The sequence below is a fragment of the Tabrizicola flagellatus genome, assembly GCF_008271465.1.
Lineage (GTDB): Bacteria > Pseudomonadota > Alphaproteobacteria > Rhodobacterales > Rhodobacteraceae > Tabrizicola > Tabrizicola flagellata.
Genome location: NZ_VMDU01000005.1, coordinates 146,276 through 170,770, shown reverse-complemented (window position 1 = coordinate 170,770; position 24,495 = coordinate 146,276). Strand labels below are relative to the sequence as shown.

General features: G+C 66.3%; 24 protein-coding genes. 13 read left to right on the top strand and 11 right to left on the bottom strand.

The window, feature by feature from the left end:
- Positions 1-16: 16 nt before the first annotated feature.
- The 5 genes from FL625_RS09925 to FL625_RS09905 form a co-directional block, all read right to left on the bottom strand.
- A complete protein-coding gene (locus tag FL625_RS09925; protein ID WP_149588507.1) occupies positions 17-382 on the bottom strand; it encodes a 4a-hydroxytetrahydrobiopterin dehydratase in 366 nt (121 codons plus the stop codon).
- Entirely contained in the window at positions 379-990 is a 612-nt protein-coding gene (locus tag FL625_RS09920) for a glutathione S-transferase family protein (protein WP_149588506.1), read from the bottom strand. Before FL625_RS09920 ends, FL625_RS09925 begins: the two co-directional genes overlap by 4 nt.
- A gap of 26 nt (positions 991-1,016) precedes the next feature.
- Complete coding sequence (locus FL625_RS09915) at positions 1,017-2,174, bottom strand: GNAT family N-acetyltransferase (RefSeq protein WP_149588505.1); 1,158 nt, start codon at positions 2,172-2,174, stop codon at positions 1,017-1,019.
- 96 nt (positions 2,175-2,270) lie between these two features.
- Positions 2,271-3,044 carry a glycerophosphodiester phosphodiesterase family protein gene (locus FL625_RS09910; protein ID WP_149588504.1) on the bottom strand — a complete coding sequence of 258 codons (774 nt, stop codon included), beginning with the start codon at positions 3,042-3,044 and terminating at the stop codon, positions 2,271-2,273.
- The gene (locus tag FL625_RS09905) at positions 3,041-3,502 is read right to left on the bottom strand and encodes a RidA family protein (protein WP_149588503.1); all 462 of its coding nucleotides are present in this window, start codon (positions 3,500-3,502) and stop codon (positions 3,041-3,043) included. The genes FL625_RS09910 and FL625_RS09905 overlap by 4 nt, the downstream gene beginning before the upstream one ends.
- Before the next feature lie 373 nt (positions 3,503-3,875).
- Between FL625_RS09905 and FL625_RS09900 the strand changes: the two genes are divergently transcribed.
- A complete protein-coding gene (locus FL625_RS09900; RefSeq protein ID WP_149588502.1) occupies positions 3,876-4,430 on the top strand; it encodes a hypothetical protein in 555 nt (184 codons plus the stop codon).
- 34 nt (positions 4,431-4,464) lie between these two features.
- On the opposite strand, the gene leuD is transcribed toward FL625_RS09900, so the two are convergent.
- From leuD to regB, 4 genes are all read right to left on the bottom strand, one after another.
- Positions 4,465-5,070, bottom strand: a complete 606-nt coding sequence (gene leuD / locus FL625_RS09895) for a 3-isopropylmalate dehydratase small subunit (protein ID WP_149588501.1) — start codon at positions 5,068-5,070, stop codon at positions 4,465-4,467.
- A gap of 12 nt (positions 5,071-5,082) precedes the next feature.
- Positions 5,083-6,420, bottom strand: coding sequence for a glycosyltransferase family 4 protein (locus FL625_RS09890; RefSeq protein ID WP_149588500.1), 1,338 nt, complete (start codon positions 6,418-6,420; stop codon positions 5,083-5,085).
- 3 nt (positions 6,421-6,423) lie between these two features.
- The gene (leuC, locus tag FL625_RS09885) at positions 6,424-7,839 is read right to left on the bottom strand and encodes a 3-isopropylmalate dehydratase large subunit (RefSeq protein ID WP_149588499.1); all 1,416 of its coding nucleotides are present in this window, start codon (positions 7,837-7,839) and stop codon (positions 6,424-6,426) included.
- A 380-nt stretch (positions 7,840-8,219) separates the two neighbouring features.
- On the bottom strand, positions 8,220-9,611 hold the full coding sequence (regB, locus tag FL625_RS09880; protein ID WP_149588498.1) for a sensor histidine kinase RegB: 1,392 nt from the start codon (positions 9,609-9,611) through the stop codon (positions 8,220-8,222).
- Positions 9,612-9,706: 95 nt separating this feature from the next.
- Here regB and FL625_RS09875 point away from each other — a divergent pair, with 95 nt between their 5' ends.
- The 3 genes from FL625_RS09875 (at position 9,707) to FL625_RS09865 (ending at position 11,299) form a co-directional block, all read left to right on the top strand.
- Entirely contained in the window at positions 9,707-10,333 is a 627-nt protein-coding gene (locus FL625_RS09875; RefSeq protein ID WP_149588497.1) for an SCO family protein, read from the top strand.
- Positions 10,334-10,360: 27 nt separating this feature from the next.
- Entirely contained in the window at positions 10,361-10,915 is a 555-nt protein-coding gene (locus FL625_RS09870; RefSeq protein WP_149588496.1) for an ActR/PrrA/RegA family redox response regulator transcription factor, read from the top strand.
- Between the two features lie 69 nt (positions 10,916-10,984).
- Positions 10,985-11,299, top strand: a complete 315-nt coding sequence (locus FL625_RS09865; protein WP_149588495.1) for an H-NS histone family protein — start codon at positions 10,985-10,987, stop codon at positions 11,297-11,299.
- Positions 11,300-11,302: 3 nt separating this feature from the next.
- On the opposite strand, the gene FL625_RS09860 is transcribed toward FL625_RS09865, so the two are convergent.
- Positions 11,303-12,172, bottom strand: coding sequence for a LysR family transcriptional regulator (locus FL625_RS09860; RefSeq protein WP_149588494.1), 870 nt, complete (start codon positions 12,170-12,172; stop codon positions 11,303-11,305).
- A 97-nt stretch (positions 12,173-12,269) separates the two neighbouring features.
- On the opposite strand from FL625_RS09860, the gene FL625_RS18085 reads away from it, so the two are divergent.
- Complete coding sequence (locus FL625_RS18085; RefSeq protein WP_160147762.1) at positions 12,270-12,428, top strand: hypothetical protein; 159 nt, start codon at positions 12,270-12,272, stop codon at positions 12,426-12,428.
- Between the two features lie 13 nt (positions 12,429-12,441).
- Here FL625_RS18085 and FL625_RS09855 read toward each other — a convergent pair whose 3' ends face one another.
- Positions 12,442-13,032 (bottom strand): HD domain-containing protein, encoded by a 591-nt coding sequence (locus FL625_RS09855; protein WP_149588493.1) that lies wholly within the window; start codon positions 13,030-13,032, stop codon positions 12,442-12,444.
- A gap of 75 nt (positions 13,033-13,107) precedes the next feature.
- Here FL625_RS09855 and ahcY point away from each other — a divergent pair, with 75 nt between their 5' ends.
- The 8 genes from ahcY to gltB all read left to right on the top strand — a co-directional run bounded on the left by ahcY (position 13,108) and on the right by gltB (position 24,424).
- The gene (gene ahcY / locus FL625_RS09850; RefSeq protein ID WP_149588492.1) at positions 13,108-14,508 is read left to right on the top strand and encodes an adenosylhomocysteinase; all 1,401 of its coding nucleotides are present in this window, start codon (positions 13,108-13,110) and stop codon (positions 14,506-14,508) included.
- 153 nt (positions 14,509-14,661) lie between these two features.
- Complete coding sequence (locus tag FL625_RS09845) at positions 14,662-15,003, top strand: DUF2853 family protein (protein ID WP_149588491.1); 342 nt, start codon at positions 14,662-14,664, stop codon at positions 15,001-15,003.
- A 468-nt stretch (positions 15,004-15,471) separates the two neighbouring features.
- Positions 15,472-16,251, top strand: coding sequence for an L-fucose dehydrogenase (locus FL625_RS09840; protein WP_149588490.1), 780 nt, complete (start codon positions 15,472-15,474; stop codon positions 16,249-16,251).
- A 28-nt stretch (positions 16,252-16,279) separates the two neighbouring features.
- Positions 16,280-17,020 (top strand): SDR family oxidoreductase, encoded by a 741-nt coding sequence (locus FL625_RS09835; protein WP_149588489.1) that lies wholly within the window; start codon positions 16,280-16,282, stop codon positions 17,018-17,020.
- A gap of 170 nt (positions 17,021-17,190) precedes the next feature.
- Complete coding sequence (locus tag FL625_RS09830) at positions 17,191-18,627, top strand: NAD(P)-dependent oxidoreductase (protein WP_149588488.1); 1,437 nt, start codon at positions 17,191-17,193, stop codon at positions 18,625-18,627.
- Between the two features lie 122 nt (positions 18,628-18,749).
- Complete coding sequence (locus tag FL625_RS09825; RefSeq protein ID WP_149588487.1) at positions 18,750-19,442, top strand: hypothetical protein; 693 nt, start codon at positions 18,750-18,752, stop codon at positions 19,440-19,442.
- The gene (locus FL625_RS09820; RefSeq protein WP_149588486.1) at positions 19,432-19,875 is read left to right on the top strand and encodes a GFA family protein; all 444 of its coding nucleotides are present in this window, start codon (positions 19,432-19,434) and stop codon (positions 19,873-19,875) included. Before FL625_RS09825 ends, FL625_RS09820 begins: the two co-directional genes overlap by 11 nt.
- 10 nt (positions 19,876-19,885) lie before the next feature.
- On the top strand, positions 19,886-24,424 hold the full coding sequence (gene gltB / locus FL625_RS09815) for a glutamate synthase large subunit (RefSeq protein ID WP_149588485.1): 4,539 nt from the start codon (positions 19,886-19,888) through the stop codon (positions 24,422-24,424).
- Positions 24,425-24,495: the final 71 nt, after the last annotated feature.

Sequence of the window (24,495 nt, the reverse complement as noted above, 5' to 3'; positions counted from 1 at the left end):
CAGTCATCGACGAGCGTCAGGCCTTGCGCGCATGCAGTTCGCACAGGCAGCTGACCGGCTCGCCGTGGTTGCGCTCGATCTCGGTATCGGGGGCCAGCCGGTCCATCGCCTGGGCAAGGTCTATGTCCAGCCGCGTCAGACCCTTCGCCGAATGGGTGGTCAGCGTCACGTCCACCACGTTGTAGCGGTTGGTCCAGTCCGGGTGATGGTTCAGCTTCTCGGCCACCAGCGCCGCGCGGGACATGAAACCCCAGGCCTCGCTGAAATTCGGGAACTTCCAGACCTTGCGGATCGCGTCCTTGCCCGGCACGGCGGCCCAGCCGGTTTCGGCCAGGGGCGCCAGGGCAGTACGGCGGTCGTCCTCGGGCAGAAGCGGGGTCATGTCGTGGCCTCCGGGATCAGGGCATTGTCCTTGGCGTTGGCGGCCTTGAGGCCGGGGCGGTCCTTCAGGCGCGCCCAGTAGGCCTCGAGCACCGGGTTCGTCGGAATGGTCCTGAACTGCAGGCCCCAGCCGACCTGGCTGCCGACATAGACATCCGCCGCGGTGAACCGCCCGTCGGCGATGTAGTCATGTTTCTCCAGATGACCGGTCAGGGCGCGCACCACCTCTTCGAGGCTGCCGTAGCCAGTGCGGCCCGCGGCCTGCGGGCCCTCGGGCACCCAGCCGAAAGAGGTGTTGACGACCGCCTGTTCCAGCGGCCCCGCGCCGAAGAACAGCCAGCGGAAGAAGGCGGCCTTGTCCTCGGCCATCAGGCCCGCCTCGGGGAAGGTCATCGCCAGATAGGCACAGATCGCGGCGACCTCGGTCACGACCTTGCCGTCATGCACCAGGGCCGGGACCTTGCCCATCGGGTTGACCGCCAGATAGTCCGGCGCCTTCATCGGCGGGCCGTAGCCCAGCACCACCGTCTCGTAGGGCTGGCCGATCTCCTCCAGCATCCAGCGGGCGATCCGGCCGCGCGACATCGGGTTTGTGTAGAAGGTCAGCATCGGCGGGTCTCCCTTGCCTGCCCAGCCTACTCCCGCCCCTCGCATTTGCGGAAGGGGCCATAGGCGGTCAGCACCTCGATCTCTTCGCCGACTGCGCGGCGTTCCGCCTGCAGGTAGCGGTCCACCGCCGCGCGGAAGCTGCGGTCGGCGATCCAGTGGACCGAATGGGTCTCGACCGGAAGGTAGCCGCGCGCCAGCTTGTGTTCGCCCTGCGCGCCCGCCTCGACCCGTTGCAGACCCTGGGCGATGGCCCAGTCGATCGCCTGATAATAGCACAGTTCGAAATGCAGGCAGGGGTGGTCCTCGATGCAGCCCCAGTAGCGGCCGAAAAGCGTGTCGCGGCCGATGAAGTTCAGCGCCCCCGCCACCGGCCGGTCGCCGTTGAAGGCCAGTACCAGAAGCATGTCGTCGCGCATCGTCTCGTGGAACCGCGTGAAGGCCTCGCGGGTCAGGTAGGGCCGGCCCCATTTCCGGCTGCCGGTGTCCTGGTAGAAGGCCCAGAAGGCATCCCAGTGCCGGAGCTCGATCGCGTCCCCGCTCAGCGCGCGGATCGTCAGGCCCGAGGCCCGCGCCGTCTCGCGTTCCTTGCGGATCATCTTGCGCTTGCGGCTGGCGAGATCGGCGAGGAAGTCGTCGAAGGTGGAGTAACCCCGGTTCTCCCAGTGGAACTGCTGGGTGACACGGTGCAGGGTGCCCTCGACTCCCGCCAGCGCCTCGGCCTCCTCGGCGGTGCAGAATGTCGCGTGGACAGAGGAGAGCCGGTTCTGCGCCGCAACCGCGATGGCGCCCTGCCAGAGCGTCTCGCGGTGGGCCGTATCGCCAAGGAAGCGCCGCCCGGTGGCCGGGGTGAAGGGCACGGCGATCTGGAGTTTCGGATAGTAGCGCCCCCCGGCGCGGTCCAGCGCGTCGGCCCAGCCGTGATCGAAGATGTATTCGCCCTGGCTGTGGGACTTCACATAGAGGGGCGTGGCGGCCCGAATCCGTCCGTCCTCGCGCAGCACGAGGGGGCGCGCCTGCCAGCCGGTTCCGGGGCCGGTGGAGCCAGAGGCCTCCAGCGCCGCGAGGAAACGGTGGGTTGTGAACGGGTCGCGGGGCCGGCCCTCGGCCTGTTCGGGCGCGGCCACTGCATCCCAGTCGGCGGCGGCGATCTCGGACAGGCTGTCATGCAGGGTCAGGTCGGACATCGGCGCTTTCGGGACAGGCGGCGTCCGGGGGTTTTGCACCCCCGGACCCCCGCAGAGTATTTGTCAAAGGGCAAGCTGTGTTGCCGCAGGAAGAGGTCAAGCCGGAAGGGCGGCGAGATAGCCCTCGAAGGTCACGTTGTCGGCGCGAAGGCGGGCCTGCGCCTCTTCCTCGGGCGAACGGATCGTCCAGCAGAGGATCGCCGCGCCCTGCGCCTTCAGCTCGGCCACCCGCGGGCGGGCGAGGTCGCGTGCCTCATGGCTGATGAAGCTGGATCCGGTGGCGTCGTAATCGGGAATGTCGCGCAGCCGGTCGCAGGTTGCGGGCGAGAGGGGCGCCCAGTCCTCGGGGTCGTAGGCCGAGGTGGTCAGGCCGCGCGGCAGGTCCGGGGCAAGCCGGGCCATGTGCGCGACCGATGCCGGGTTGAAGGACATCAGCGCGACCTCGCCACGGTAGCCCTTGAGCGCCGCCGCCGTCGCGGCCTCGAGCCGGCCGTCGGTTGGCCCCATGGTGAGGGACTGGTCCTTGATCTCGATGAGAAGCGGCACGCGGCCGGCGATGAGGTCCAGAACCTCGGACAAGGTCGGGATGCGGTCATCGCCCCCGGTCAGGCGGATCCGGGACAGTTCCGCCGCCGTGCGGGCGTTCAGCGGGCCGGTCTCGGCGGTCAGGCGGTCGAGGTCCTCGTCGTGGAAGACCATCGGCACGCCGTCCGCGGAGATCTGGAGGTCGATCTCGATGGCATAGCCTGCCTCGACCGCGGCCCGGATCGCGGCAGGCGAATTCTCGATCCGCCCCGCCGCCCGGTCGTGCAGGGCGCGGTGGGCGACAGGCAGGCGCAGCAGGCCGGGAGGCAGCGGGACGCGGGTCATTTCAGGGCGAAGATCGCTTCGATCTCGACGGCGACGCCAAGGGGCAGCGAGGCGGCGGAGACGGCCGAGCGGGCATGGCGCCCGGCATCGCCGAGGACCGCGACCAGGAAATCCGAGGCGCCGTTGATGACCTTGGGCTGGTCGGTGAAATCGGGGGTGGAGTTCACGAAGCCAACCAGCTTCACCGCCCGGTCCAGCCGGTCCCAGTCGCCGCCCACGGCCTTCTTAAGCTGGGCAAGGAGCGAGATCGCGCAGCGTTTCGCGGCCTCGGCACCCTGTTCGAAGCTGAGGTCCTCGCCCAGCTTGCCCTTGATGAGACCAGCCTCGTTCTGGCTGATCTGGCCTGAGATGTGGACGAGGTTGCCCACCTGGACGAAGGGGACGTAGTTCGCCGCCGGGGCGGGCGCATCGGGCAGGGTGACGCCGAGGTCGGCGAGGCGCTTCTCGATCGGGTGCATGGGGGTCTCCACTCTGGATCGGGGCGAGGGTAACGCGCGGGCAGCGGGTGGGCAAGGGTGGGGTGTCCACGGTGGACAAGACGGATAAAGCCTTCAGATTCAATATTTTGGCCGCGGACGGTAACGAATTGGCAACCTATCCATGACAGGCGGCCCGGCCCGGCGCGCAGGATCGAACCGCGATACCCCGGTCTGGCGCGACCCGCGTGAAAAATGCGCAAGGCTCGGGGGCACGACGCCCCTTCCGGTTGACCGACTCATGCCGCGCCGCCAGCCTGAGTTTGCTCCGGGCGCGCAGGCTTTTCCGACCGCCAGCGTTCTTGCCGACCGGGGCGACGCATTCCTTCCGACCATCGCCAGAAAGGACCATTTCATGAAGAAACCAGATCTCGATATTCCCGGCGACCTGATCGAACACCTCACCGCCCGCGCAGCCGTCCTGTCCGACCTGTACCGCCAGCTGAGCGACTCCGGCATTGCGGCTTCGGTCATAACCGCGCTTGTCACCGATGATGCGAAGGCGCACCAGCGCTTTCTCGACGACCTGAAACCCGACCGCTGGCCGCTGGGCAGGCTCGACCTCTGCATCCGCATCCTCGATTACGTCAAGCGCGAGATTGCCGGCCCGCCCAGGAACCTGGACGTGTGGGTCATCCGCGAGCCGCTGACCCTGGCAGAGCAATGGCAGCTGTTCTTCATCACCTGGCGTGCCCAGCGGCGGGGAGAGGACACCACGACCCGGCAGGCCCCTGTCTGGGGCGGAGTGCCTCCGGCCCTGCCGATGGGCACCCGGACCATCGTGCCGGACGGTCCCTACCGCGATGCCCTGGAAGCCGCAGGCCTTCTGGAGAAGGCCGTCGAACAGGTGCGCGACATCTACGAGGTCGACTGGCCCACGGGCGGCAGGGTGACGCTCTGCCTTCCCTGAGGCGCCCGCGACGGCGGCAGGGTGCCGCCGCAGGTCACGCCCAGGGGCGCAAGGTCGCCGCCTTCTTCTCGTAGCTGTCGATGGCGGCGGCCTTTTCCAGCGTCAGGCCGATGTCGTCCAGACCGTTCAGGAGGCAATGCTTCTTGAACGGGTCCACGTCGAAGCGGAACACGGTGCCGTCCGAGGCGGTGACGGTCTGGCTTTCCAGATCCACGGTGATGCGGGCGTTTGCGCCCTTGCGGGCGTCATCCATCAGGTGATCCACCGCCTCCTGCGGCAGGACCACGGGCAGGATGCCGTTCTTGAAGCAGTTGTTGTAGAAGATGTCGGCGAAGCTGGTCGAGATCACGCAGCGGATGCCGAAGTCGAGCAGCGCCCAGGGCGCGTGTTCGCGCGAGGAGCCGCAGCCGAAGTTGTCGCCCGCGACGAGGATCTGCGCGTTGCGGTAGGCCGGCTGGTTCAGCACGAAATCGGGGATCTCCTTGCCGTCGGGCGTGTAGCGCATCTCGTCGAACAGGTTCTTGCCCAGCCCCGACCGCTGGATGGTCTTGAGGAACTGCTTGGGAATGATCATGTCGGTGTCGATGTTCACGAGCGGCATGGGGGCCGCGACGCCGGTGAGGGTGGTGAACTTTTCCATGTCAGCTTCCTGTCATTCGCCCGAGAGGGGCACGGGTTGCGGGATCGGTCCCTTGGGATCAAGGACCCAGTCGTAGATCTTGCCGATCTGGCGGGCCTTTCGGTCCCAGGTGAAATGCTCGTTGACGCGGGCCAGCGCGGCAACGGCCAGAGCGGGTATGGTCTGGGGCGCCGCGATCAGCGCGGCCAGGGCCTTGCGGAACCCGGCGACGACCTCGGCGCGGCTGCCCATCGGGACCTTGATCCCGGTCCCGGGGGTGACGAGTTCGCCCGGCCCGGCGTAGTCGGCGATCATCGGGACGACGCCCAGCGCCATCGCCTCGAGCACCACGCCGCCGCCGAATTCACGGACCGAGGGGAAGGTCAGGAGCTGGGACCGGGCAAGGAGGGATTGCACATCCTTGTGGTCGATCCAGCCGTGCAGGGTGACGGCCTCTGTCAGTCCCCTTGCGGCGATCATCTCCTTCAGCACGGGCATCAGCGGCCCGTCGCCCAGGATGTCCAGCACCATGCTGCCGTCGCGCAGGAAGGGCTCGGCCGCCTCGATCAGCATGTCGGGGCCCTTGTAGGGCACCAGACGGCCGACGAAGGCGCAGCGCAAGGGCAGCGTGCCCGGTTGCGCGGCGCGCAGCGAAAAGCGCCCCGGATCGATGCCGTTCTCCGGGATCAGTGCCAGCCGGTCGCGGGCGGCGGCGAATTCCGAGGCGGTATGGCGCGAGCCGGCGATGATCGCCGCGGCCGCGCGGATCATCCGGCCGCGGGACAGCGACAGCCGGTAAAGGCCGCGGACGTAGGAGAGCCATTCCCGTTCCCGCCGGCGTTCGGCGTCGAACCCCGGGGGCCAGGGCACGCCGCCATTGAGCGGGCCCATGACGAAGGGGACCCCGGCCCTGGCGCAGCGCGGGGCGATCAGGCTATTCGCCGTGGGGGTCAGGGGCGTGACGCGGTGCACGATGTCGAACTCGCCCGCCGCGATGCGGGGGCCGAACTTCTGCCACAGCTTCCGCTCGAAATAGGGGTAGGCGAGTTTCGAGGACAGGGCGGTGACCATGGTCCAGCCCTTGCCCTTGCCCATGCGCAGGATCTCGGCCAGGCGCCAGATCGGACGGGCGACGGCCTCGCTGTCGATGGCGGTGAAGTCGCGCCCCTCGACCAGGCCCGCGCGCAGGAAGGCGTCGCGGTTGCGGATCTGGGTCACGATATGGACATCGTGATGCGCCCGCAGCGCCGTGGCGATCGACCAGCCGACCAGCGGCACCGAAACCCATTCCGGGTTCGCGGCTTCCGCGATGACCAGAACCCGCCGCCGGGGGGCGGGGGTCGGGTCATCCGTGGTCGGCCGGCCGGTCATGGATCAGACCGTCGCGCCCATCAGGTCGCGCACGTCGGTCAGGTGGCCGGTGATCGCAGCCGCAGCCGCCATGGCGGGCGACATCAGGTGCGTGCGGCCGCCGCGGCCCTGCCGACCCTCGAAGTTGCGGTTCGAGGTCGCCGCGCAGCGTTCGCCGGGGGCGAGCTGGTCAGGGTTCATGGCAAGGCACATGGAACAGCCCGCAAGCCGCCATTCGAAGCCCGCGTCGATGAAGATCTGCGCCAGCCCCTCTTCCTCGGCCTGGGCGCGGACGAGGCCGGAACCGGGGACGACCATCGCCCGCTTCACCTTGATCTTGCGGCCCTTGAGGATTTCCGCCGCGGCGCGCAGGTCCTCGATCCGGCCGTTGGTGCAGGACCCGATGAACACCGTGTCGATCTCGATGTCGGTCAGCTTCATGCCGGGCTTGAGACCCATGTAGTCCAGCGACCGCCGAGCGGCCTCGACCTTGCCGCCGGTGAAGCTTTCGGGGTCCGGCACCACGCCGGTGATGGGCAGCACGTCCTCGGGCGAGGTGCCCCAGGTCACAACGGGGGCGATGTCCTCGCCGCGGATCGTCACCACCTTGTCGAAATGCGCGCCTTCGTCGGTGTAGAGCGTCTTCCAGTAGGCCAGAGCGGCCTCCCACTTCGCCCCTTTCGGCGCATGGGGGCGGCCCTTCACATATTCGAAGGTCTTCTCGTCCGGGGCGATCAGGCCGGCGCGGGCGCCGCCCTCGATCGCCATGTTGCAGACGGTCATCCGGCCTTCCATCGACAGCTCGCGGATCGCCTGGCCGCAGTACTCGATGACATAGCCGGTGCCGCCCGCCGTGCCAGTATGGCCGATGATCGACAGGGTGATGTCCTTGGCCGTGACGCCGGGGCGCAGCGACCCGGTGATCTCGACCTTCATGTTCTTCGATTTCTTCTGGATCAGCGTCTGGGTGGCCAGCACATGTTCGACCTCGGACGTGCCGATCCCGTGCGCGAGCGCCCCGAAGGCGCCGTGCGTCGCGGTGTGGCTGTCACCGCAGACCACGGTCATGCCCGGCAGGGTCCAGCCCTGTTCGGGGCCGACGATGTGGACGATGCCCTGGCGGATGTCGGTCACGGGATAGTAGTTGATCCCGAAGTCCCTGGCGTTCTTGTCGAGCGCGGCCACCTGGATGCGGCTTTCCTCGGGCATCTGCGCCGGGTTCTCGCGTCCTTGCGTCGTCGGCACGTTGTGGTCGGGCACCGCGATGGTCTTTTCCGGCGCGCGGACCTTGCGGCCGGCCATGCGCAGACCCTCGAAGGCTTGCGGGCTGGTCACTTCGTGGACCAGGTGCCGGTCGATGTAGAGGAGGCAGGTGCCGTCCTCGGCCTGATGGACGACGTGGTCGTCCCAGATCTTGTCGTAAAGCGTACGAGGAGCCATGGCTCTCACCTGTTCTTGGGATGGCTGGGATAGGCATACCGGCGCGGGCGCGCGGGACGGCGGCGGTCAGGCGCGGGCGAGGATCGAGCGGGTCATGCCGAAGAAGCGGGCCGGAAGCCGCGCGTGATCGGTGATGTCGAAGAAGATGAACCCGGACATGAGCGCGATATACGCGCGAATCTCCGGTCAGGCAAGCTGGCGTCCGGCACGAGCCGGTTCCGGCGGGCAACCTCTTCTGGCTGACCAACGCGGCCTGGCACTGGCGCAGCCCACGACGATCAGTCTGCGGTCGAAACGGCAGGTCTGGCGATCACGGGGTCCGGCGGATAGGGACCGCGAGACAGACTGCACCCGGCCTGTCCCGAAAAGGCGCACCGCGCCTAGTCGGCGATCCGGGGGTTGTCGCCCAGGCCGCCCTGTGTCTGCGCCGCAACAAGCACATCCCTGTCCCAGATCGCCTCGACCACGGCACCCGAGCGGTCCGGGCGATCCTTCTGGGGCAGGAAGGGATCGGTCGCATTGGCAAAGGAAAGGTCGGCGCCCGACCGCTCCAGAAGCGTCTTGGCGATGAAGAGGCCCAGTCCCATGCCTTCATAGCCCGGGCGCCGGTCCGGTTCCGGCTCGGGACGCCGGACACGGACAAAGGGATCGCCGATCCGCCCGATGACATTGGCAGGAAAGCCGTCACCGTCATCCGTAATGCGCACGATGATCCGCTGGGCGGTCCATTCGCCCTCGATCCAGACGCGGGAGCGGGCGAAGTCGACTGCGTTCTGCACCAGATTCCGAAGGCCATGGATGATCTCGGGCCGGCGCTGGATCACCGGCTGTTCGTCGGTTCCGTCCTGCACCGGGCCGAAGGCGAATTCGACCTCCTTGCCGCGGGACAGATGCGGTTCGGCCGCCTCGCGCAGGACGGCGGACAGGGGCGCCTGTCGCAGGTGGCGGTCGTCCTTCCCGGCCCGGCCCATGTCGCGCAGGATGTCGCGGCAGCGGTCGGCCTGATCGCGGATCAGCCGGGCGTCCTCTTGCAGCGCAGGCTGGCCGTCGAGTTCCTCGATCAGCTCGGCGCTGACCAGCTTGATGGTGGCAAGGGGCGTGCCGAGTTCATGCGCGGCGGCAGCGACGACGCCGGCAAGGTCGGTCAGCTTCTGCTCGCGCGCAAGGGCCATCTGGGTGGCCAGAAGGGCCTCGGACATCGAGCGCATCTCGGTGGCCACCCGGCGGGAGTAGAGACCCAGGAACAGGATGCCTATCACGATCGACAGCCAGAATCCGAACACGAAGAGCGGCGGGATCACCAGCGCCCGGCCGTCGGCAAAGCGCAGGGGCAGGTGCCAGACGAGGGCGGCGGTCACGATCAGGATGGCCAGCGCCCCCAGCGTGATGGTCGAACGCAGGCGCAGCACGCTGGCAGAGATGGTGACCGGCGCCAGGACGAGGATGGCGAAGGGGTTGGTCAGGCCGCCCGTGAGGAAGATCAGCACGCCAAGCTGTCCGAGGTCGAAAAGAAGGGTCAGGAAGGCCTCGGCCTCGGACAGGCGGCGGTTTTCCGGGAACAGCATCACAAGGGCGAGGTTGGCCAGGATCGAAGCCCCGACGGCCAGCACGCAAGGCCCGAGCGGCAGGTCGAGCCCATAGACCTGGCTTGCCACCAGGATCGCCGCGATCTGCCCGGCAATCGCCATCCAGCGCAGCAGGATAAGGGTCCGCAGGCGCACCCAGTTGGTCCCTGTTTCTTGGGACGGAGAGCCGGTGGCGAAGCTGGCCATGCTGTGACCGGATGTCCCTGCCGATGGATTGCTCATTGTTAAGGACGCCCCCATCTGAGATCAATGCGCCGCGTTGCAGAATGGGAGAGACGACTGTGACCAGATTTTACGCGACTGTCGCCACGGTTGCCGTTGCCGCCTTTCTCGGCGGATCGGCCTGGTATGTCCTGTCCGACCGTGAGGCGGACCCCTTCGCGCAGTGCCGCCAGGGACAGGTTGCCGGCGGCGACATCGGCGGGCCGTTCACGCTGGTCAATTCCGCCGGGCAGACGGTCACGGATGCCGAGGTGCTGACAAAGCCGTCGCTGGTCTATTTCGGCTATACCTTCTGCCCCGACGTCTGCCCCTTCGACATGTCGCGCAACGTCGAGGCCGTGGACCTGCTTGAGAAGAAGGGCATCGACGTGACGCCGGTCTTCATCTCGATCGACCCCGAGCGCGACACGCCCGAAGCCCTGGCCGATTACGAGGCGAACCTGCATCCGAAGCTGATCGCGCTGACTGGCAGCGCCGAACAGGTCAGGGCGGCCTCGCAGGCCTACAAGACCTTCTACAAGCGGCGTGAAACCGGGGACGAATTCTACCTGCTGGATCACTCGACCTTTACTTACCTGGTGCTGCCGGGCGTGGGATTTGTGGATTTCTTCCGCCGCGAGATTACATCAGAGCAAATGGCGGAAAGCGTTGCGTGTTTTGTCGAGGCGGGCAAAGCTGCGATGTGACGCCCGAAACCGAAAAAGGTATGCCGCATGACTGAAGACTTCGCCGCCGAGCTTGGCCCGGATCGCACGCTTCTGCTGGTCGATGACGACGAGCCCTTCGTGAAGCGTCTTGCCAAGGCGATGGAGAAGCGCGGCTTTCTGCCGGAAACGGCGCAAAGCGTGGCGGAAGGCAGGGCCAAGGCGATTGCCCGGCCACCTGCCTATGCCGTTGTCGATCTGCGGCTCGAGGATGGCAATGGGCTCGAGGTTATCGAGGCCCTGCACGAAAAGCGGCCCTCCTGCCGCGTTGTCGTGCTGACCGGCTACGGCGCAATTGCGACGGCGGTTGCGGCAGTCAAGATCGGTGCCATCGATTATCTGTCCAAGCCTGCCGACGCGAACGATGTGACCAACGCGCTTCTGGCGCGCGGCGGAAACCTGCCCGAGCCGCCCGAAAACCCGATGTCGGCTGACCGCGTGCGCTGGGAACATATCCAGCGGGTCTACGAGATGTGCGACCGCAACGTCTCGGAAACCGCGCGCCGGCTTTCGATGCACCGGCGCACATTGCAGCGAATCCTGGCAAAGCGCAGCCCGAGATAATTAACCTTTCTTGCACTGATCCACAATTCGCCTTATCAAGTCCCATGCCTGTCCGGGAGGGATCAGAAATTGAAAGTCGATTTGAATAGCCTTTCCTTGAAAGAGCTGAAGGATTTGCAATCTCAGGTAGCAAAGGCAATCGCCGGGTATGAGGATCGCCGCAAGAAGGAAGTACTTGCGGAACTTGATGAAATCGCCAAGGCAAAAGGATTTTCTCTGGCTGAATTGACCGGCATCGCGGCGGGCCGCAAGAGGACGCCGTCCGTGGCGAAATACGCGAATCCCGCAAATCCGGCCGATACCTGGTCGGGCCGCGGCCGCAAACCGCGCTGGTTCACCGAGGCGCTGGCGCAGGGAAAGAAGCCGGAAGACCTGGCGGTCTGACCGTCAGCCCTGCGATTTGAGCCATTTCAGAAATGCCCGGGCGGCGGCGCGTTTCGGTCCGGGCAATGTGACGACGAAATAGGCCGGCAGTTTCTGGTGGCTTTCGTGGACGATCCGCAGCCGGCCCTCGGCCACGTCGGATTCGATCAGCGCCATGCCTTCCACCACAAGCCCCAGCCCCTGCCGCGCGGCCGCCAGCGCCAGTTCCTCGTTGCTGATGTCGGTGCGCTCCAGCCGCTCGGGATCCAGCCCCAACTGTCGCAGATAGGCGTCCTGCTCCGCCCAGTTGCGCGACAGGATCCAATCCATTTTCGCCATCTCCGCGACCGAGGGGTTGCGGTCCCCGATCAGCGAGGGCGCACCGGCGATCACCAGCCGGGCCGAGGTGAGATACTCCGTCTCGACCCCCGGCCAGTCGCCGTTGCCGTAGCGGATGCCCAGGTCCATCCGCTCGCGGTGAAGGTCCACGACCTTGCTGTCGGGATGCAGGGACAGGCCGATTTCAGGATGGCGCTGCCAGAAGTCCCTGAGCCGTGGCATCAGCCACTGCGCGGCAAAGACGGCCGTCAGGGTGATGCGGACGGGGCGGTCTGCCTCGCCTGCCTTCATCGTCTCGATCCCGCGCTGGATTGCGCCGAATCCCTCGGCCAGCGCCGCGGCAAGCTGCTCGCCGTCCGCCGTCAGACTGACGCCGCGCCCCTCGCGCTGGACCAGCGGGCGCCCCAGGGCCTCCTCCAGCGCGCGGACCTGCTGGGCCACGGCGGCATGGGTCACGTTCAGGACCCGCGCCGCCTGGCTGAAGTTGCGCAGTTCCGCCGTGGCCGCAAAGGCGCGCAGGGCAGTCAGCGACGGGATGCTGCGCCAGTCGATCATATGTTAGCATGCCTTACAGGTTGGAAGCCTTATTGGTTCGCATCATAGCCGGTTTCATGGCAGAAGGGATCATCGAAAGCCGAAAGGGAGAAAGTCAATGTTGAATATCTTCGCCGACGCCCTGATGATCGCCACGCGGTTCAAGCACAACTCCGAGGACTACCTGCCGCGGCACTACCCGCGCCGGTCGCCGCGCGAGTTCCAGGATGACGTGGCGCTGCGCACCGCCGATCATCTGCGGCACACGGGCCGCTGATGCCCGGCCTCTGTCAGCAGTCCGCAAGCAGTCTCGCCACGGTCGAGACATAGTCCGCCCGCACTTCTGCGGGCGGACGAAGCCTGATTTCCAGCCGGTGGATCAGTTCCGGCAAGGGCCTTCCGAACAGCTTGTCGGCCTCCGCCTCCCTGAAGCCCGCGATCCGCACCGCCTCCAGCCAGGCCGAAACCCTGTCCGCCGCCTTGATCGCCTTCTTGATGGGCTGGGGCAGCACGGCCGGCAGGCCAAAGCGCAGATGCACCGCCGCCGTGAGCCTCTGGTCCAGTTCGCCGTAGCCTGGCCCGACCGCCGCCTTCACCGGGCTGATCATGTCGCCGATCACATATTCCGGTGCGTCGTGCAGCAGGGCCGCAAGCCGCCATCTTGGCGCAGTTCCAGGGTTCATACGGGTGAAGATCTCCTCGACCAGCAGGGAGTGTTCCGCCACCGAATAGGGCCAGTCCCCGCGCGTCTGCCCGTTCCAGCGCGCGACGAAGGCGAGGCCATGCGCGATGTCCTCGATCTCGATGTCCACCGGCGTGGGGTCCAGAAGATCCAGCCGGCGGCCCGAAAGCATCCTCTGCCAGGCGCGGGGTTGTTTCATCGGCGGGCCTTTGTTGTCTGCGGTCGGGATCAATGCTATCTGCCCCGCCAACCAGGGATCAAGGAGAGCGCCAAGATGGCAGCGGATTACATCGTCAAGGACATCGGACTGGCTGACTTCGGCCGAAAGGAGCTGACCATCGCCGAAACCGAGATGCCGGGCCTGATGGCCTGCCGCGAGGAATTCGGGGCGTCCAAGCCGCTGAAGGGGGCGAAGATCGCCGGGTCGCTGCACATGACGATCCAGACCGGCGTGCTGATCGAGACGCTGAAGGCGCTGGGCGCGGATGTCCGCTGGGCCTCGTGCAACATCTTTTCCACCCAGGACCATGCCGCTGCCGCCATCGCGGCCTCGGGCACCCCGGTCTTCGCCATCAAGGGCGAAAGCCTGGAACAGTACTGGGATTACACCGACCGCATCTTCCAGTTCGGCGGCGAGGGTGGCACGGCCAACATGATCCTCGACGACGGCGGGGATGCAACGCTTTACATCCTGCTCGGCGCCCGCGTCGAAGCCGGCGAGACCGACCTGATCGCGATGCCGACCTCGGATGAAGAGGTCTGCCTCTTCAACCAGATCAGGAAGCGCCTGGCCGCCAGCCCCGGCTGGTTCACCAGACAGCGCGATGCGATCCGGGGCGTCAGCGAGGAAACCACCACGGGCGTTCACCGTCTGTACGAGCTGCACAAGAAGGGCCTCCTTCCCTTCCCGGCGATCAACGTCAACGACAGCGTCACCAAGTCGAAATTCGACAACAAGTACGGCTGCAAGGAAAGCCTGGTCGATGGCATCCGCCGCGCGACCGACACGATGATGGCCGGCAAGGTCGCCGTGGTCTGCGGCTATGGCGACGTGGGCAAGGGCTCGGCGGCCTCGCTTCGCGGTGCGGGCGCGCGAGTGAAGGTGACCGAAATCGATCCGATCTGCGCCCTGCAGGCGGCGATGGACGGCTATGAGGTGACACTGCTGGAGGACGAGGTCGCCACGGCCGACATCTTCATCACCACCACCGGCAACAAGGACGTGATCCGCATCGAGCACATGCGCCAGATGAAGGACATGGCCATCGTCGGCAACATCGGCCACTTCGACAACGAGATCCAGGTGGCGGCGCTGCGGAACCACAAGTGGACGAACATCAAGGACCAGGTGGACATGATCGAGATGCCCTCGGGCAACCGCATCATCCTTCTGTCCGAAGGCCGCCTGTTGAACCTCGGCAACGCCACGGGCCATCCGTCCTTCGTTATGTCGGCCAGCTTCACCAACCAGGTGCTGGCCCAGATCGAGCTCTGGACCAAGGGCAAGGACTATGCGCCGGGCGTCTATATCCTGCCCAAGGCGCTGGATGAAAAGGTCGCCCGGCTGCACCTGAAGAAGATCGGCGTGAAGCTGACCGAGCTGCGCAAGGACCAGGCCGATTACATCGGCGTCAAGGTCGAGGGCCCGTTCAAGCCGGATCACTACCGCTACTGACGGCTTGGCCTTCCCCGCTGCTGTGCGCCTGCGGGGAAGGCCCGGCGATCTTTCCCGTTGCCGTTTGGTCTCGTTAACGTAAGCTGACCAGGTCTCCGCCCGGGCTCCGCCGGGGAGGGGCGGAACGGGACAGGTGAAAGGAACGAGGATACCATGGGTATGAGAGACGAGCTCATCGCGAAATACGCCGATGACCTTAAGAACAAGTGCAAGGTGACGCCGGACATGGCGCTGCTGACCAAGGTCACGATCGGCTGCGGCCCGGCGATCTATGACAATGACGCCCAGACAGTTGCCGCCTCGGACAAGGAAGAGCTGGAGCGGATCAAGAACAACTTCCTGATGAAGAAGCTGGGCCTTGCCGACAGCCCCAAGCTTATGGAAGGCATCAACGCCGCCATCGACACCTATGGCAAGTCCGAGCGCAACAAGTATCGCGCCGTGTTCTATTATCTTCTGGTCAAGCACTTCGGCAAGGAATCCGCCTACAAGTGACGCCCGGCCATGAGGCGTTGCAGGGCCCGTTCCGCAAGGGGCGGGCCTTGTGCCATCCTGTGGCACGCATTTGTCTAAAGACCTTGATACTCCTGCCTTGCCCTGGGACGGAGATTCGGGCGACAAGACCGTAGTCGGGGCAGTAAGCCCGGGACCCTAATACAGACACGCGGTGCTATGGGGTGTGCGCGTGGGTTGGATGAAGGGTCCCGTAGGGGTGCGGGGCCCTTCGTTCATTTCCGTGTCCCGTTCCTGAGCAACCAGGCATGGCCGGCCGGTGCTCCTGGCCCCACAGGACCGGAGCCATTGCCTGACCGATCCTGCGCCAGCTGAACTCCTCCGTTGACACCGCTGCTCCCTTGGTCAGGATCGCCGTGGCGGAACCGGGTGACGGGCGGCGCGTGATCGACGGACGTGCTTGAGGTCTGCAAGCCTGGCAGCCCGGCGGCCTGAACGGAGGAAATCGCAATGGACCTTGGCCTTGCAGGCAAGGTGGTCGTGGTGACCGGCGGCGCGGCGGGCATCGGTCGGGCGATCTCGGAGGATCTGGCGGCCGAAGGGGCAGTGCCGGTCATCCTTGCCCGCCGGGCACCGGACCGCGACTGGCTGGCCGGCCTTGGGCCAAGGGCAGGCTGGATCGAGGTCGAACTGTCCAGCGACGAACAGTGCCGCGCCGCCGTGGCAGAGGTCCGGGCGCGGTTCGGGTCGGTCTACGGGCTGGTGAACAATGCCGGCAGCAACGACGGCGTAGGTATCGATGCCGGACCCGAGGCCTTCCGCGCCTCGCTGGACCGGAATCTGGTGCACTACTATACGCTGGTGCATCTCTTGGCCGAGGACATCAAGGCCGCGCAAGGCGCGATCGTGAACATCAGCTCGAAAACGGCGGTGACCGGGCAGGGGAACACTTCGGCCTATGTCGCGGCCAAGGCGGCGCAGTTGGGGCTGACACGGGAATGGGCGGCGGCCCTTGCGCCGCATGGGGTGCGGGTCAACGCCGTGATCCCGGCCGAGGTGATGACGCCGCTTTACGACCGCTGGCTGCAAAGTTTCGACAATCCGCAGGAAAAGCTGGCGGAGATCACGGCGCGCATCCCCTTGGGCCAGCGCATGACCGAGGCGCGGGAGATCGCGGCGATGACGGTCTTTGCCCTGTCGGACCGCGCGCGGCATCTTACCGGACAATGGCTTTTCGTGGATGGCGGCTACACCCACCTGGACCGGGCACTCGCCGGGGTTCAAAGGTAACGGGTCGGCAGGGAACAGGAGGTCGGGCGTGGCGGATCGGTTGAAGGGCAAGCGGGTGCTGGTTACGGCGGCCGGGCAGGGGATCGGGCGGGCAAGTGCCGTTGCGATGGCGCGGGAAGGTGCCCGGGTGCTGGCCACCGACATCAATGCCGCGGCGCTGGAAAGCCTGGGGTCCGAAGGGATCGAGACCCGGCTTCTGAACGTGCGCGACGCCGGAGAGATTGCCGAGACGGTCCGGGCGGCAGGCCCGGTCGATGTGCTGTTCAACTGCGCGGGATTTGTCGCCAACGGCACGATCCTGGACTGTGACGAGGACCAGTGGGCCTTCAGCGTGGATCTGAACCTGACGGCGATGTACCGGATGTGCCGCGCCTTCCTGCCCGGCATGCTGGAACGCGGCGGCGGTTCGATCATCAACATGGCATCGGTCGCCTCGTCGGTGATCGCCGCACCGAACCGGTTCGTCTATGGCGCGACCAAGGCCGGGGTGATCGGGTTGACCAAGTCCATCGCCGCCGATTTCGTCGGCAAGGGCATCCGCTGCAACGCGATCTGTCCGGGGACGGTTGAAAGCCCCTCGCTGGAGGAGCGGTTGCGCGCCACCGGCGACTACGAGGCCGCCCGCGCCGCCTTTGTCGCCCGCCAGCCCATCGGGCGCATGGCGAAGGCGGAGGAGATCGCCGCCCTTGTGGTCTATCTGGCCTCGGACGAATCCTCCTACACCACCGGGGTTGCGCACATAATCGACGGCGGATGGGCCAATATCTGACGCAGATCGAGGATATAGGTAATCTGAGCTGACCTTGTTTTTTGCCATTCCGGCAGAATCTTTGACCTAATCTGTCAAAAAGGGCCGATTAGGTCAGCATACCTGACTTTTACTGCGCCCCGATCCAAGCTATCCAGCAGGCCCGAAGGATTCCGGTGAAAGGCGCAGCCATGGCCACGCAGAAGATGCTGAAGTTCGTCACGATCGGCAAGGAAATGCCGGAAAAGCGTGACGCAGCCTCGCGCGCGCAGGATTTCCACGAGATTTACCGGGAGTTCGCCGACCGCAAGGCCGCCGAACAGGCCAGCCGCTGCTCGCAATGCGGCGTGCCCTACTGCCAGTCGCATTGCCCCTTGCACAACAACATCCCCGACTGGCTGAAACTGACCGCCGAGGGCCGGTTGCAGGAAGCCTACGAGATCAGCCAGGCCACCAACACCTTCCCGGAAATCTGCGGCCGCATCTGCCCGCAGGACCGGCTGTGCGAGGGCAACTGCGTCATCGAACAGTCCGGCCACGGCACCGTCACCATCGGCTCGGTCGAGAAATACATCACCGACACCGCCTGGGAGGAGGGCTGGGTCAAGCCGATCCGCCCGCATGCCGAGCGCCCGGAAAGCGTCGGCATCATCGGAGCGGGGCCGGGGGGCCTTGCGGCGGCGGACGTGCTGCGCCGGCAGGGCGTGCAGGTCACGGTCTATGACCGCTATGACCGCGCGGGGGGCCTTCTGACCTATGGCATCCCCGGCTTCAAGCTGGAGAAGGATGTGGTCGAACGCCGCACGGCCCAGCTGGCCGAGGGTGGGGTCAACTTCGTGCTGAACTGCACCGTGGGCGAGGACATCAGCTTTGACGCCATCCTCGGCCAGCACGACGCGGTGCTGATCGCGACGGGCGTTTACAAGGCCCGCGACATCGAGGCCCCCGGCGTCGGCGCCAGGGGCATCGTCAAGGCGCTGGACTACCTCACCGCCTCGAACCGCAAGGGCTTTGGCGACGATGTGCCCGAGTTCGACAGCGGCGAGCTGAACGCGAGCGGCAAACGGGTCGTGGTCATCGGCGGCGGCGACACGGCGATGGACTGCGTGCGCACGGCGATCAGGCAGGGGGCGCTGTCGGTCAAGTGCCTTTACCGCCGCGACCGGGCGAACATGCCGGGGTCGCAGCGCGAGGTGCAGAACGCCGAAGAGGAAGGTGTTGAATTCGTGTGGCTTTCCGCGCCGAAGGGCTTTACCGGCGGCACCGAGGTCGAGGGCGTTATGGTCCAGAAGATGCGCCTTGGCGCGCCCGATGCGACCGGCCGCCAGACGCCCGAGGTCATCGAGGGCGCCGATTATGTCGAACCCGCCGACCTGGTCATCCAGGCGCTGGGCTTCGAGCCCGAAGACCTGCCGACGCTCTGGGGCGTGCCGGAACTGAAGGTCACGCGCTGGGGCACGATCAAGGCCGATTTCCGCACCCATGCCACCAGCCTGCCCGGCGTCTTTGCCGCGGGCGACATCGTGCGTGGGGCCTCACTGGTCGTCTGGGCGATCCGCGACGGGCGCGAGGCGGCAGAGTCGATCCTGTCCTATCTGGCCCAGACCGGGGCGGTGGCGGCGGAATAGTGAAGGGAAGGTCAAGCGTCTGGCATCTGTCTGGCATGCGTCGGCTTTGCGTCGGGCACGGATGACAGACCGGAGGCGACGAAATGTCAGGATGGGTGACCCATCCAGAAAGTGAAGCGGCGATGCGGAAAGTTCTGATCCTTGCCTGTCTTGCTACCCCGGCCCCGGGGCTGGCCGGGACCTGGACCGCGCCCGAAGGCTGCGAGGCCTTCATGACGGTGCAGTCGAAGGGCTGCCGCGTCTCGCATTACTACAGGTGCAGCGCCGATGCGCCGGGCGACCAGTGGCGGGTGGACCTGGATCAGGAAGGTCCATTCTTCTATTCGCGCATCAACCATGAGGCGGAATGGGTCGAAAGCTATGACCCGGTCAAGCAGGTGCTGGACCCGAACCCGGCCGATCCGGCCAGCATGACCGAGCTTCTGGCCGAGGGGATGGACACCTGGAGCTTCAGCCTGTCGAAGGAGGACGGCACCGGCAGCCGGGCCGAGGGCTACGACCGGTTGACCGGCAAGTCGGTCCTGATCGATGGCATCACCCTGCAACAGACCGAGGTCGATTTCACCGAATACGGCCGCGACGGCACGGTGCTGCGCCGGTCGCGCGGCAATGAATATGTCCATCCCGACTGGCGGCTGTTCTTCGCCGGGCCCGGCGAGACGGACCTGGGCGATGGCCAGTGGCTGCCGATCGACGGCAGCCCGGTGGACTTCATCTTCCCGGGCGAGGAGGGCTTTCTGTCCAGCCAGCCGCTGTATGACTGCGACGCGCTGACGGCTTCGCTTCCGGTCTGGAGGGTCAGTCATGAGCCTTGAGCGCGAGGGCGGCTGTCTTTGCGGGGCCGTGCGGTTCCGCGCCAGGCTGATGGGCACGAATTTCGGGGTCTGCCATTGCCCGATGTGCCGGAAATGGACCGGCTCGGCGCTTCTGGGGATCACGGTTCCGGCGGCGAACGTGGAGTGGTCGGGGGCGGAGCATATCGCCAGGCGCCAGTCCTCGGCCTGGGGCGAGCGGGCCTGGTGCGCGGACTGCGGCTCTCCTGTCTGGTTCCGGGTGACGGTCGAGGGGCCATATGCGGGGAACCTGGAACTGCCGGTGGGTTCGTTCGACGATGCGAACGGGCTGACCATGACCAACGAGATCTACATCGACCACAAACCCGACAGCTATGCCTTCGCGGGCGAGGGTCGGCAAGTTTTGACGCGCGCGCAGTGTGTGGAGAAATTCCCGCTGCTGGCCAGTGAGTGAGGGGCAAGCCATGACGAAATACGATGCCGCCTGGGTGAAGGCCGAAGAGGAAAAGCGCGCCTGGCTGGATGCGAACGGGCTCTACCGGGCCGAGGACGAACATTCCTCCTGCGGGGTGGGTCTCGTCGTGTCGATCAGCGGCAAGCCGTCGCGCAAGGTCGTGGAGAACGGGATCAACGCGCTGAAGGCGGTCTGGCACCGGGGCGCGGTGGATGCGGACGGCAAGACCGGCGACGGCGCGGGGATCCATGTGCAGATCCCGGTGAAGTTCTTCTACGACGTGGTGCGCCGCACCGGGCATGAGCCGGACGTCAACAAGCTGATCGCCGTGGGCCAGGTCTTCCTGCCGCGAACGGATTTCGGCGCTCAGGAACGCTGCCGGACCATCGTCGAGACCGAGGTCCTGCGCATGGGGCATTACATCTATGGCTGGCGGCATGTGCCGGTGGATGTGTCCGTGCTGGGCGAAAAGGCCAATGCGACGCGGCCCGAGATCGAACAGATCCTGATCCGCTGCGAGAAGGACATCGACCAGGAGCAGTTCGAGCGCGAGCTTTACATCATCCGCCGGCGGATCGAGAAGGCGGCCACGGCGGCGGGGATCGCCGGGCTTTACCTGTGCAGCCTGTCTTGCCGGTCGATCATCTACAAGGGGATGATGCTGGCCGAGCAGGTCTCGACCTTCTACCCGGACCTGCAGGACGAGAGGTTCGAGAGCGCCTTCGCGATCTACCACCAGCGCTATTCGACGAACACCTTCCCGCAGTGGTGGCTGGCCCAGCCCTTCCGGATGCTGGCCCACAACGGCGAGATCAACACGCTGAAGGGCAACGTCAACTGGATGAAGAGCCATGAGATCCGCATGGCCAGCAACAACTTCGGCGAGGCGGCCGAGGACATCAAGCCGATCATTCCGGGCGGAACCTCGGACAGCGGCGCGCTGGATGCGGTGTTCGAGGTGCTGGTGCGGTCGGGGCGGTCGGCCCCCATGGCCAAGACGATGCTGGTGCCCGAGGCCTGGTCGAAGCAGACCGTGAACATGCCCAAGGCCTGGGCGGACATGTATTCCTACTGCAACTCGGTGATGGAGCCGTGGGACGGCCCGGCGGCGCTGGCGATGACCGACGGGCGCTGGGTCTGCGGGGGCTTGGACCGCAACGGGTTGCGGCCGATGCGCTATGTGGTGACGGGCGACGGGATGCTGATCGCCGGGTCCGAGGCCGGGATGGTGCCGGTGGACGAAAGCACCGTGCGCGAGAAGGGCGCGCTTGGACCGGGCCAGATGATCGCGGTCGATATGGTGGAGGGCAAGCTCTACCACGACACCGAGATGAAGGACAAACTCGCCGCCGCCCAGCCCTATGGCGAGTGGATCGAGAAGGTCGTGGACCTCAACAGCCTGCTGCGCGACGTGCCCGAGACGCAGACCTTCACCGGGGCCGAACTGCGCAAGCGCCAGATCGCGGCCGGGTTCACCCTGGAGGAACTGGAGCAGGTCCTGGCGCCGATGGCCGAGGACGGCAAGGAAATGGTCGCCTCGATGGGCGACGACACGCCGCCGGCGGTCCTTTCGGCTCAGTATCGCCCGCTGTCGCACTACTTCCGCCAGAACTTCAGCCAGGTGACGAACCCGCCCATCGACAGCTTGCGCGAGGGGCGGGTGATGAGCCTGAAGACCCGCTTCGGCAACCTGAAGAACGTGCTGGATGAATCGTCCAGCCAGACCGAGATCCTGGTGCTGGAAAGCCCCTTCATCGCCAACCGCGAGTTCCAGGTGATGGTGGAGCGCTTCGGCGATCAGGTGGCCTTCATCGACTGCACCTTCCCGGTGGGCGAGGGGCTGGACGACCTGCGCCAGGGGCTGGAACGCATCCGGGCCGAAGCCGAGGATGCCGTGCGGTCGGGTGCGGCGCAGCTGGTGCTGACGGACGAGCACCAGGGACCGGAGAAGGTGGGGATGCCGATGATCCTTGCGACCTCGGCGGTCCACAGCTGGCTGACGCGCAAGGGGCTGCGGACCTTCTGCTCGATCAACGTGCGATCGGCGGAATGCATCGACCCGCATTACTTTGCCGTCCTCATCGGCTGCGGCGCGACCACGGTGAACCCCTATCTGGCGCAGGACAGCATCGCGGACCGGATCGACCGGGGGCTGCTCGATGGCTCGCTGACCGATGCGATGCGTCGCTATCGCGATGCCATCGACGCGGGCCTGTTGAAGATCATGTCGAAGATGGGGATCAGCGTGATCTCCAGCTATCGCGGCGGGCTGAACTTCGAGGCGGTGGGACTGTCCCGCGCAATGGTGGCGGAATACTTCCCCGGCATGCAGTCGCGCATCTCGGGCATCGGCCTGACCGGGATCGAGCAGAAGCTGGAGGAGGTGCACCGCAAGGGCTGGCTGGGCGGCGCGGACGTGCTGCCCATCGGCGGCTTCTACAAGGCGCGGCGGTCGGGCGAGAAGCACGCCTGGGAAGCGCAGACCATGCACATGCTGCAATCGGCCTGCGACCGGGCGTCCTATGACATCTGGAAGCAATATTCAGCGGCGATGCGGGCGAACCCGCCCATTCACCTGCGCGACCTTTTGGACATCAAGCCGCTGGGCAAGCCGGTGCCGATCGAGGAGGTCGAAAGCATCACCTCGATCCGCAAGCGGTTCGTGACGCCGGGCATGTCGCTTGGCGCTCTCAGCCCCGAGGCGCACAAGACGCTGAACGTGGCGATGAACCGGATCGGGGCGAAGTCGGACTCGGGCGAGGGCGGCGAGGACCCGGCGCATTTCGTGCCGGAACCGAACGGTGACAACCCGTCCGCCAAGATCAAGCAGGTCGCCTCGGGCCGGTTCGGCGTCACGGCGGAGTATCTGAACGCCTGCGAGGAGCTGGAGATCAAGGTCGCGCAAGGCGCGAAGCCCGGCGAGGGCGGCCAGCTGCCGGGGATGAAGGTCACGGCGCTGATCGCTCGCTTAAGGCATTCGACGCCGGGGGTGACGCTGATCAGCCCCCCGCCGCACCACGATATCTACTCCATCGAGGATCTGGCGCAGCTGATCTACGACCTGAAGCAGATCAACCCGCGCGCCAAGGTCTGCGTGAAGCTGGTGTCTTCGTCCGGCGTGGGCACCATCGCGGCGGGCGTGGCGAAGGCCAAGGCCGACGTGATCCTGATCTCGGGCCACAACGGCGGCACCGGGGCATCGCCCGCCACCTCGATCAAGTATGCCGGCCTGCCGTGGGAGATGGGCCTGACCGAGGCGCATCAGGTGCTGGCGATGAACAACCTGCGCGAGCGGGTGACCTTGCGCACCGACGGCGGCCTGCGGACCGGGCGCGACATCGTGATGGCGGCGATGATGGGGGCCGAGGAATACGGCATCGGCACCGCCGCCCTGATCGCCATGGGCTGCATCATGGTGCGCCAGTGCCAGTCGAACACCTGCCCGGTGGGCGTCTGCACCCAGGACGAGCGCCTGCGGGCCAAGTTCACCGGCACGGCGGACAAGGTGGTCAACCTCATCACCTTCTACGCGCAGGAAGTGCGGGAAATCCTCGCCTCCATCGGCGCGCGGTCGCTGGACGAGATCATCGGGCGCGCGGACCTTTTGAACCAGGTAAGCCGTGGGGCTGCGAACCTCGATGACCTGGACCTGAACCCGCTGCTGATCACTGTCGATGGTGCGCGGTCGATCACCTATGACCGGTCGAAGCCGCGCAATGCGGTGCCCGACACGCTGGATGCCGAGATCATCCGCGACGGCGCGCGGTTCTTCGAAGACGGCGAGAAGATGCAGCTGTCCTACGCGGTGCGGAACACCCATCGCACCATCGGCACGCGGGCGTCTTCGCATATCGTCAAGAAGTTCGGGATGCGGAACGCGCTGCAGCCCGACCATCTGACGGTGAAGCTGACCGGGTCCTGCGGGCAGTCGCTGGGCGCCTTTGCGGTGCGCGGTCTCAAGCTGGAGGTGCAGGGCGACGCCAACGACTATGTCGGCAAGGGCCTGTCGGGCGGCACGATTACCGTGCGGCCGCTGATGTCCTCGCCGCTGAAGGCGGAAGAGAACACGATCATCGGGAACACCGTGCTCTATGGTGCGACCGACGGGTTCCTGTTCGCCAGCGGTCGGGCCGGCGAGCGGTTCGCGGTGCGGAACTCGGGCGCCAGCGTGGTGGTCGAGGGCTGCGGGTCGAACGGGTGCGAGTACATGACCGGCGGGGTGGCGGTGATCCTGGGCCGGATCGGCGCGAACTTCGGCGCGGGGATGACGGGGGGCATGGCCTATGTCTACGACCCCGAGGGCGTGGCCGAGGACTTCATGAACCTTGAAAGCATCCTGACCTGCGCCGTGGGCCATCCGCATTGGGAGATGCAGCTGAAGGGTCTGATCCAGCGCCACCTGGAGGAAACCGGCAGCCGGATCGCCGGACGCATCCTGTCGAACTGGGACCGCGAGCGGCAGAACTTCCTCCAGGTCTGCCCGAAGGAGATGGTGGAACGCCTGCCCTATCCCCTGTCGGACGAGGTTGCGAAGGTTCCGGCGGAATAACTCTTCCGGCGCCCGGACCATACGGCCCGGGCGCCTTTGCGAAACTTTCGCAGCGCCGTCACGTGCCTGTC

What these genes read in the sequence shown, in the direction of transcription:
- FL625_RS09890 (WP_149588500.1), bottom strand. Translation starts at nt 6,420, where the DNA reads ATGACCGGCCGGCCGACCACGGATGACCCGACCCCCGCCCCCCGGCGG.
- gltB (WP_149588485.1), top strand. Translation starts at nt 19,886, where the DNA reads ATGACGAAATACGATGCCGCCTGGGTGAAGGCCGAAGAGGAAAAGCGC.
- FL625_RS09840 (WP_149588490.1), top strand. Translation starts at nt 15,472, where the DNA reads ATGGACCTTGGCCTTGCAGGCAAGGTGGTCGTGGTGACCGGCGGCGCG.
- leuD (WP_149588501.1), bottom strand. Translation starts at nt 5,070, where the DNA reads ATGGAAAAGTTCACCACCCTCACCGGCGTCGCGGCCCCCATGCCGCTC.
- ahcY (WP_149588492.1), top strand. Translation starts at nt 13,108, where the DNA reads ATGGCAGCGGATTACATCGTCAAGGACATCGGACTGGCTGACTTCGGC.
- FL625_RS09870 (WP_149588496.1), top strand. Translation starts at nt 10,361, where the DNA reads ATGACTGAAGACTTCGCCGCCGAGCTTGGCCCGGATCGCACGCTTCTG.
- FL625_RS09830 (WP_149588488.1), top strand. Translation starts at nt 17,191, where the DNA reads ATGGCCACGCAGAAGATGCTGAAGTTCGTCACGATCGGCAAGGAAATG.
- FL625_RS09910 (WP_149588504.1), bottom strand. Translation starts at nt 3,044, where the DNA reads ATGACCCGCGTCCCGCTGCCTCCCGGCCTGCTGCGCCTGCCTGTCGCC.
- FL625_RS09915 (WP_149588505.1), bottom strand. Translation starts at nt 2,174, where the DNA reads ATGTCCGACCTGACCCTGCATGACAGCCTGTCCGAGATCGCCGCCGCC.
- FL625_RS09905 (WP_149588503.1), bottom strand. Translation starts at nt 3,502, where the DNA reads ATGCACCCGATCGAGAAGCGCCTCGCCGACCTCGGCGTCACCCTGCCC.
- FL625_RS09900 (WP_149588502.1), top strand. Translation starts at nt 3,876, where the DNA reads ATGAAGAAACCAGATCTCGATATTCCCGGCGACCTGATCGAACACCTC.
- FL625_RS09860 (WP_149588494.1), bottom strand. Translation starts at nt 12,172, where the DNA reads ATGATCGACTGGCGCAGCATCCCGTCGCTGACTGCCCTGCGCGCCTTT.
- FL625_RS09845 (WP_149588491.1), top strand. Translation starts at nt 14,662, where the DNA reads ATGGGTATGAGAGACGAGCTCATCGCGAAATACGCCGATGACCTTAAG.
- FL625_RS09925 (WP_149588507.1), bottom strand. Translation starts at nt 382, where the DNA reads ATGACCCCGCTTCTGCCCGAGGACGACCGCCGTACTGCCCTGGCGCCC.
- FL625_RS09820 (WP_149588486.1), top strand. Translation starts at nt 19,432, where the DNA reads ATGAGCCTTGAGCGCGAGGGCGGCTGTCTTTGCGGGGCCGTGCGGTTC.
- FL625_RS09920 (WP_149588506.1), bottom strand. Translation starts at nt 990, where the DNA reads ATGCTGACCTTCTACACAAACCCGATGTCGCGCGGCCGGATCGCCCGC.
- leuC (WP_149588499.1), bottom strand. Translation starts at nt 7,839, where the DNA reads ATGGCTCCTCGTACGCTTTACGACAAGATCTGGGACGACCACGTCGTC.
- FL625_RS09825 (WP_149588487.1), top strand. Translation starts at nt 18,750, where the DNA reads ATGCGGAAAGTTCTGATCCTTGCCTGTCTTGCTACCCCGGCCCCGGGG.
- regB (WP_149588498.1), bottom strand. Translation starts at nt 9,611, where the DNA reads ATGGCCAGCTTCGCCACCGGCTCTCCGTCCCAAGAAACAGGGACCAAC.
- FL625_RS09855 (WP_149588493.1), bottom strand. Translation starts at nt 13,032, where the DNA reads ATGAAACAACCCCGCGCCTGGCAGAGGATGCTTTCGGGCCGCCGGCTG.
- FL625_RS18085 (WP_160147762.1), top strand. Translation starts at nt 12,270, where the DNA reads ATGTTGAATATCTTCGCCGACGCCCTGATGATCGCCACGCGGTTCAAG.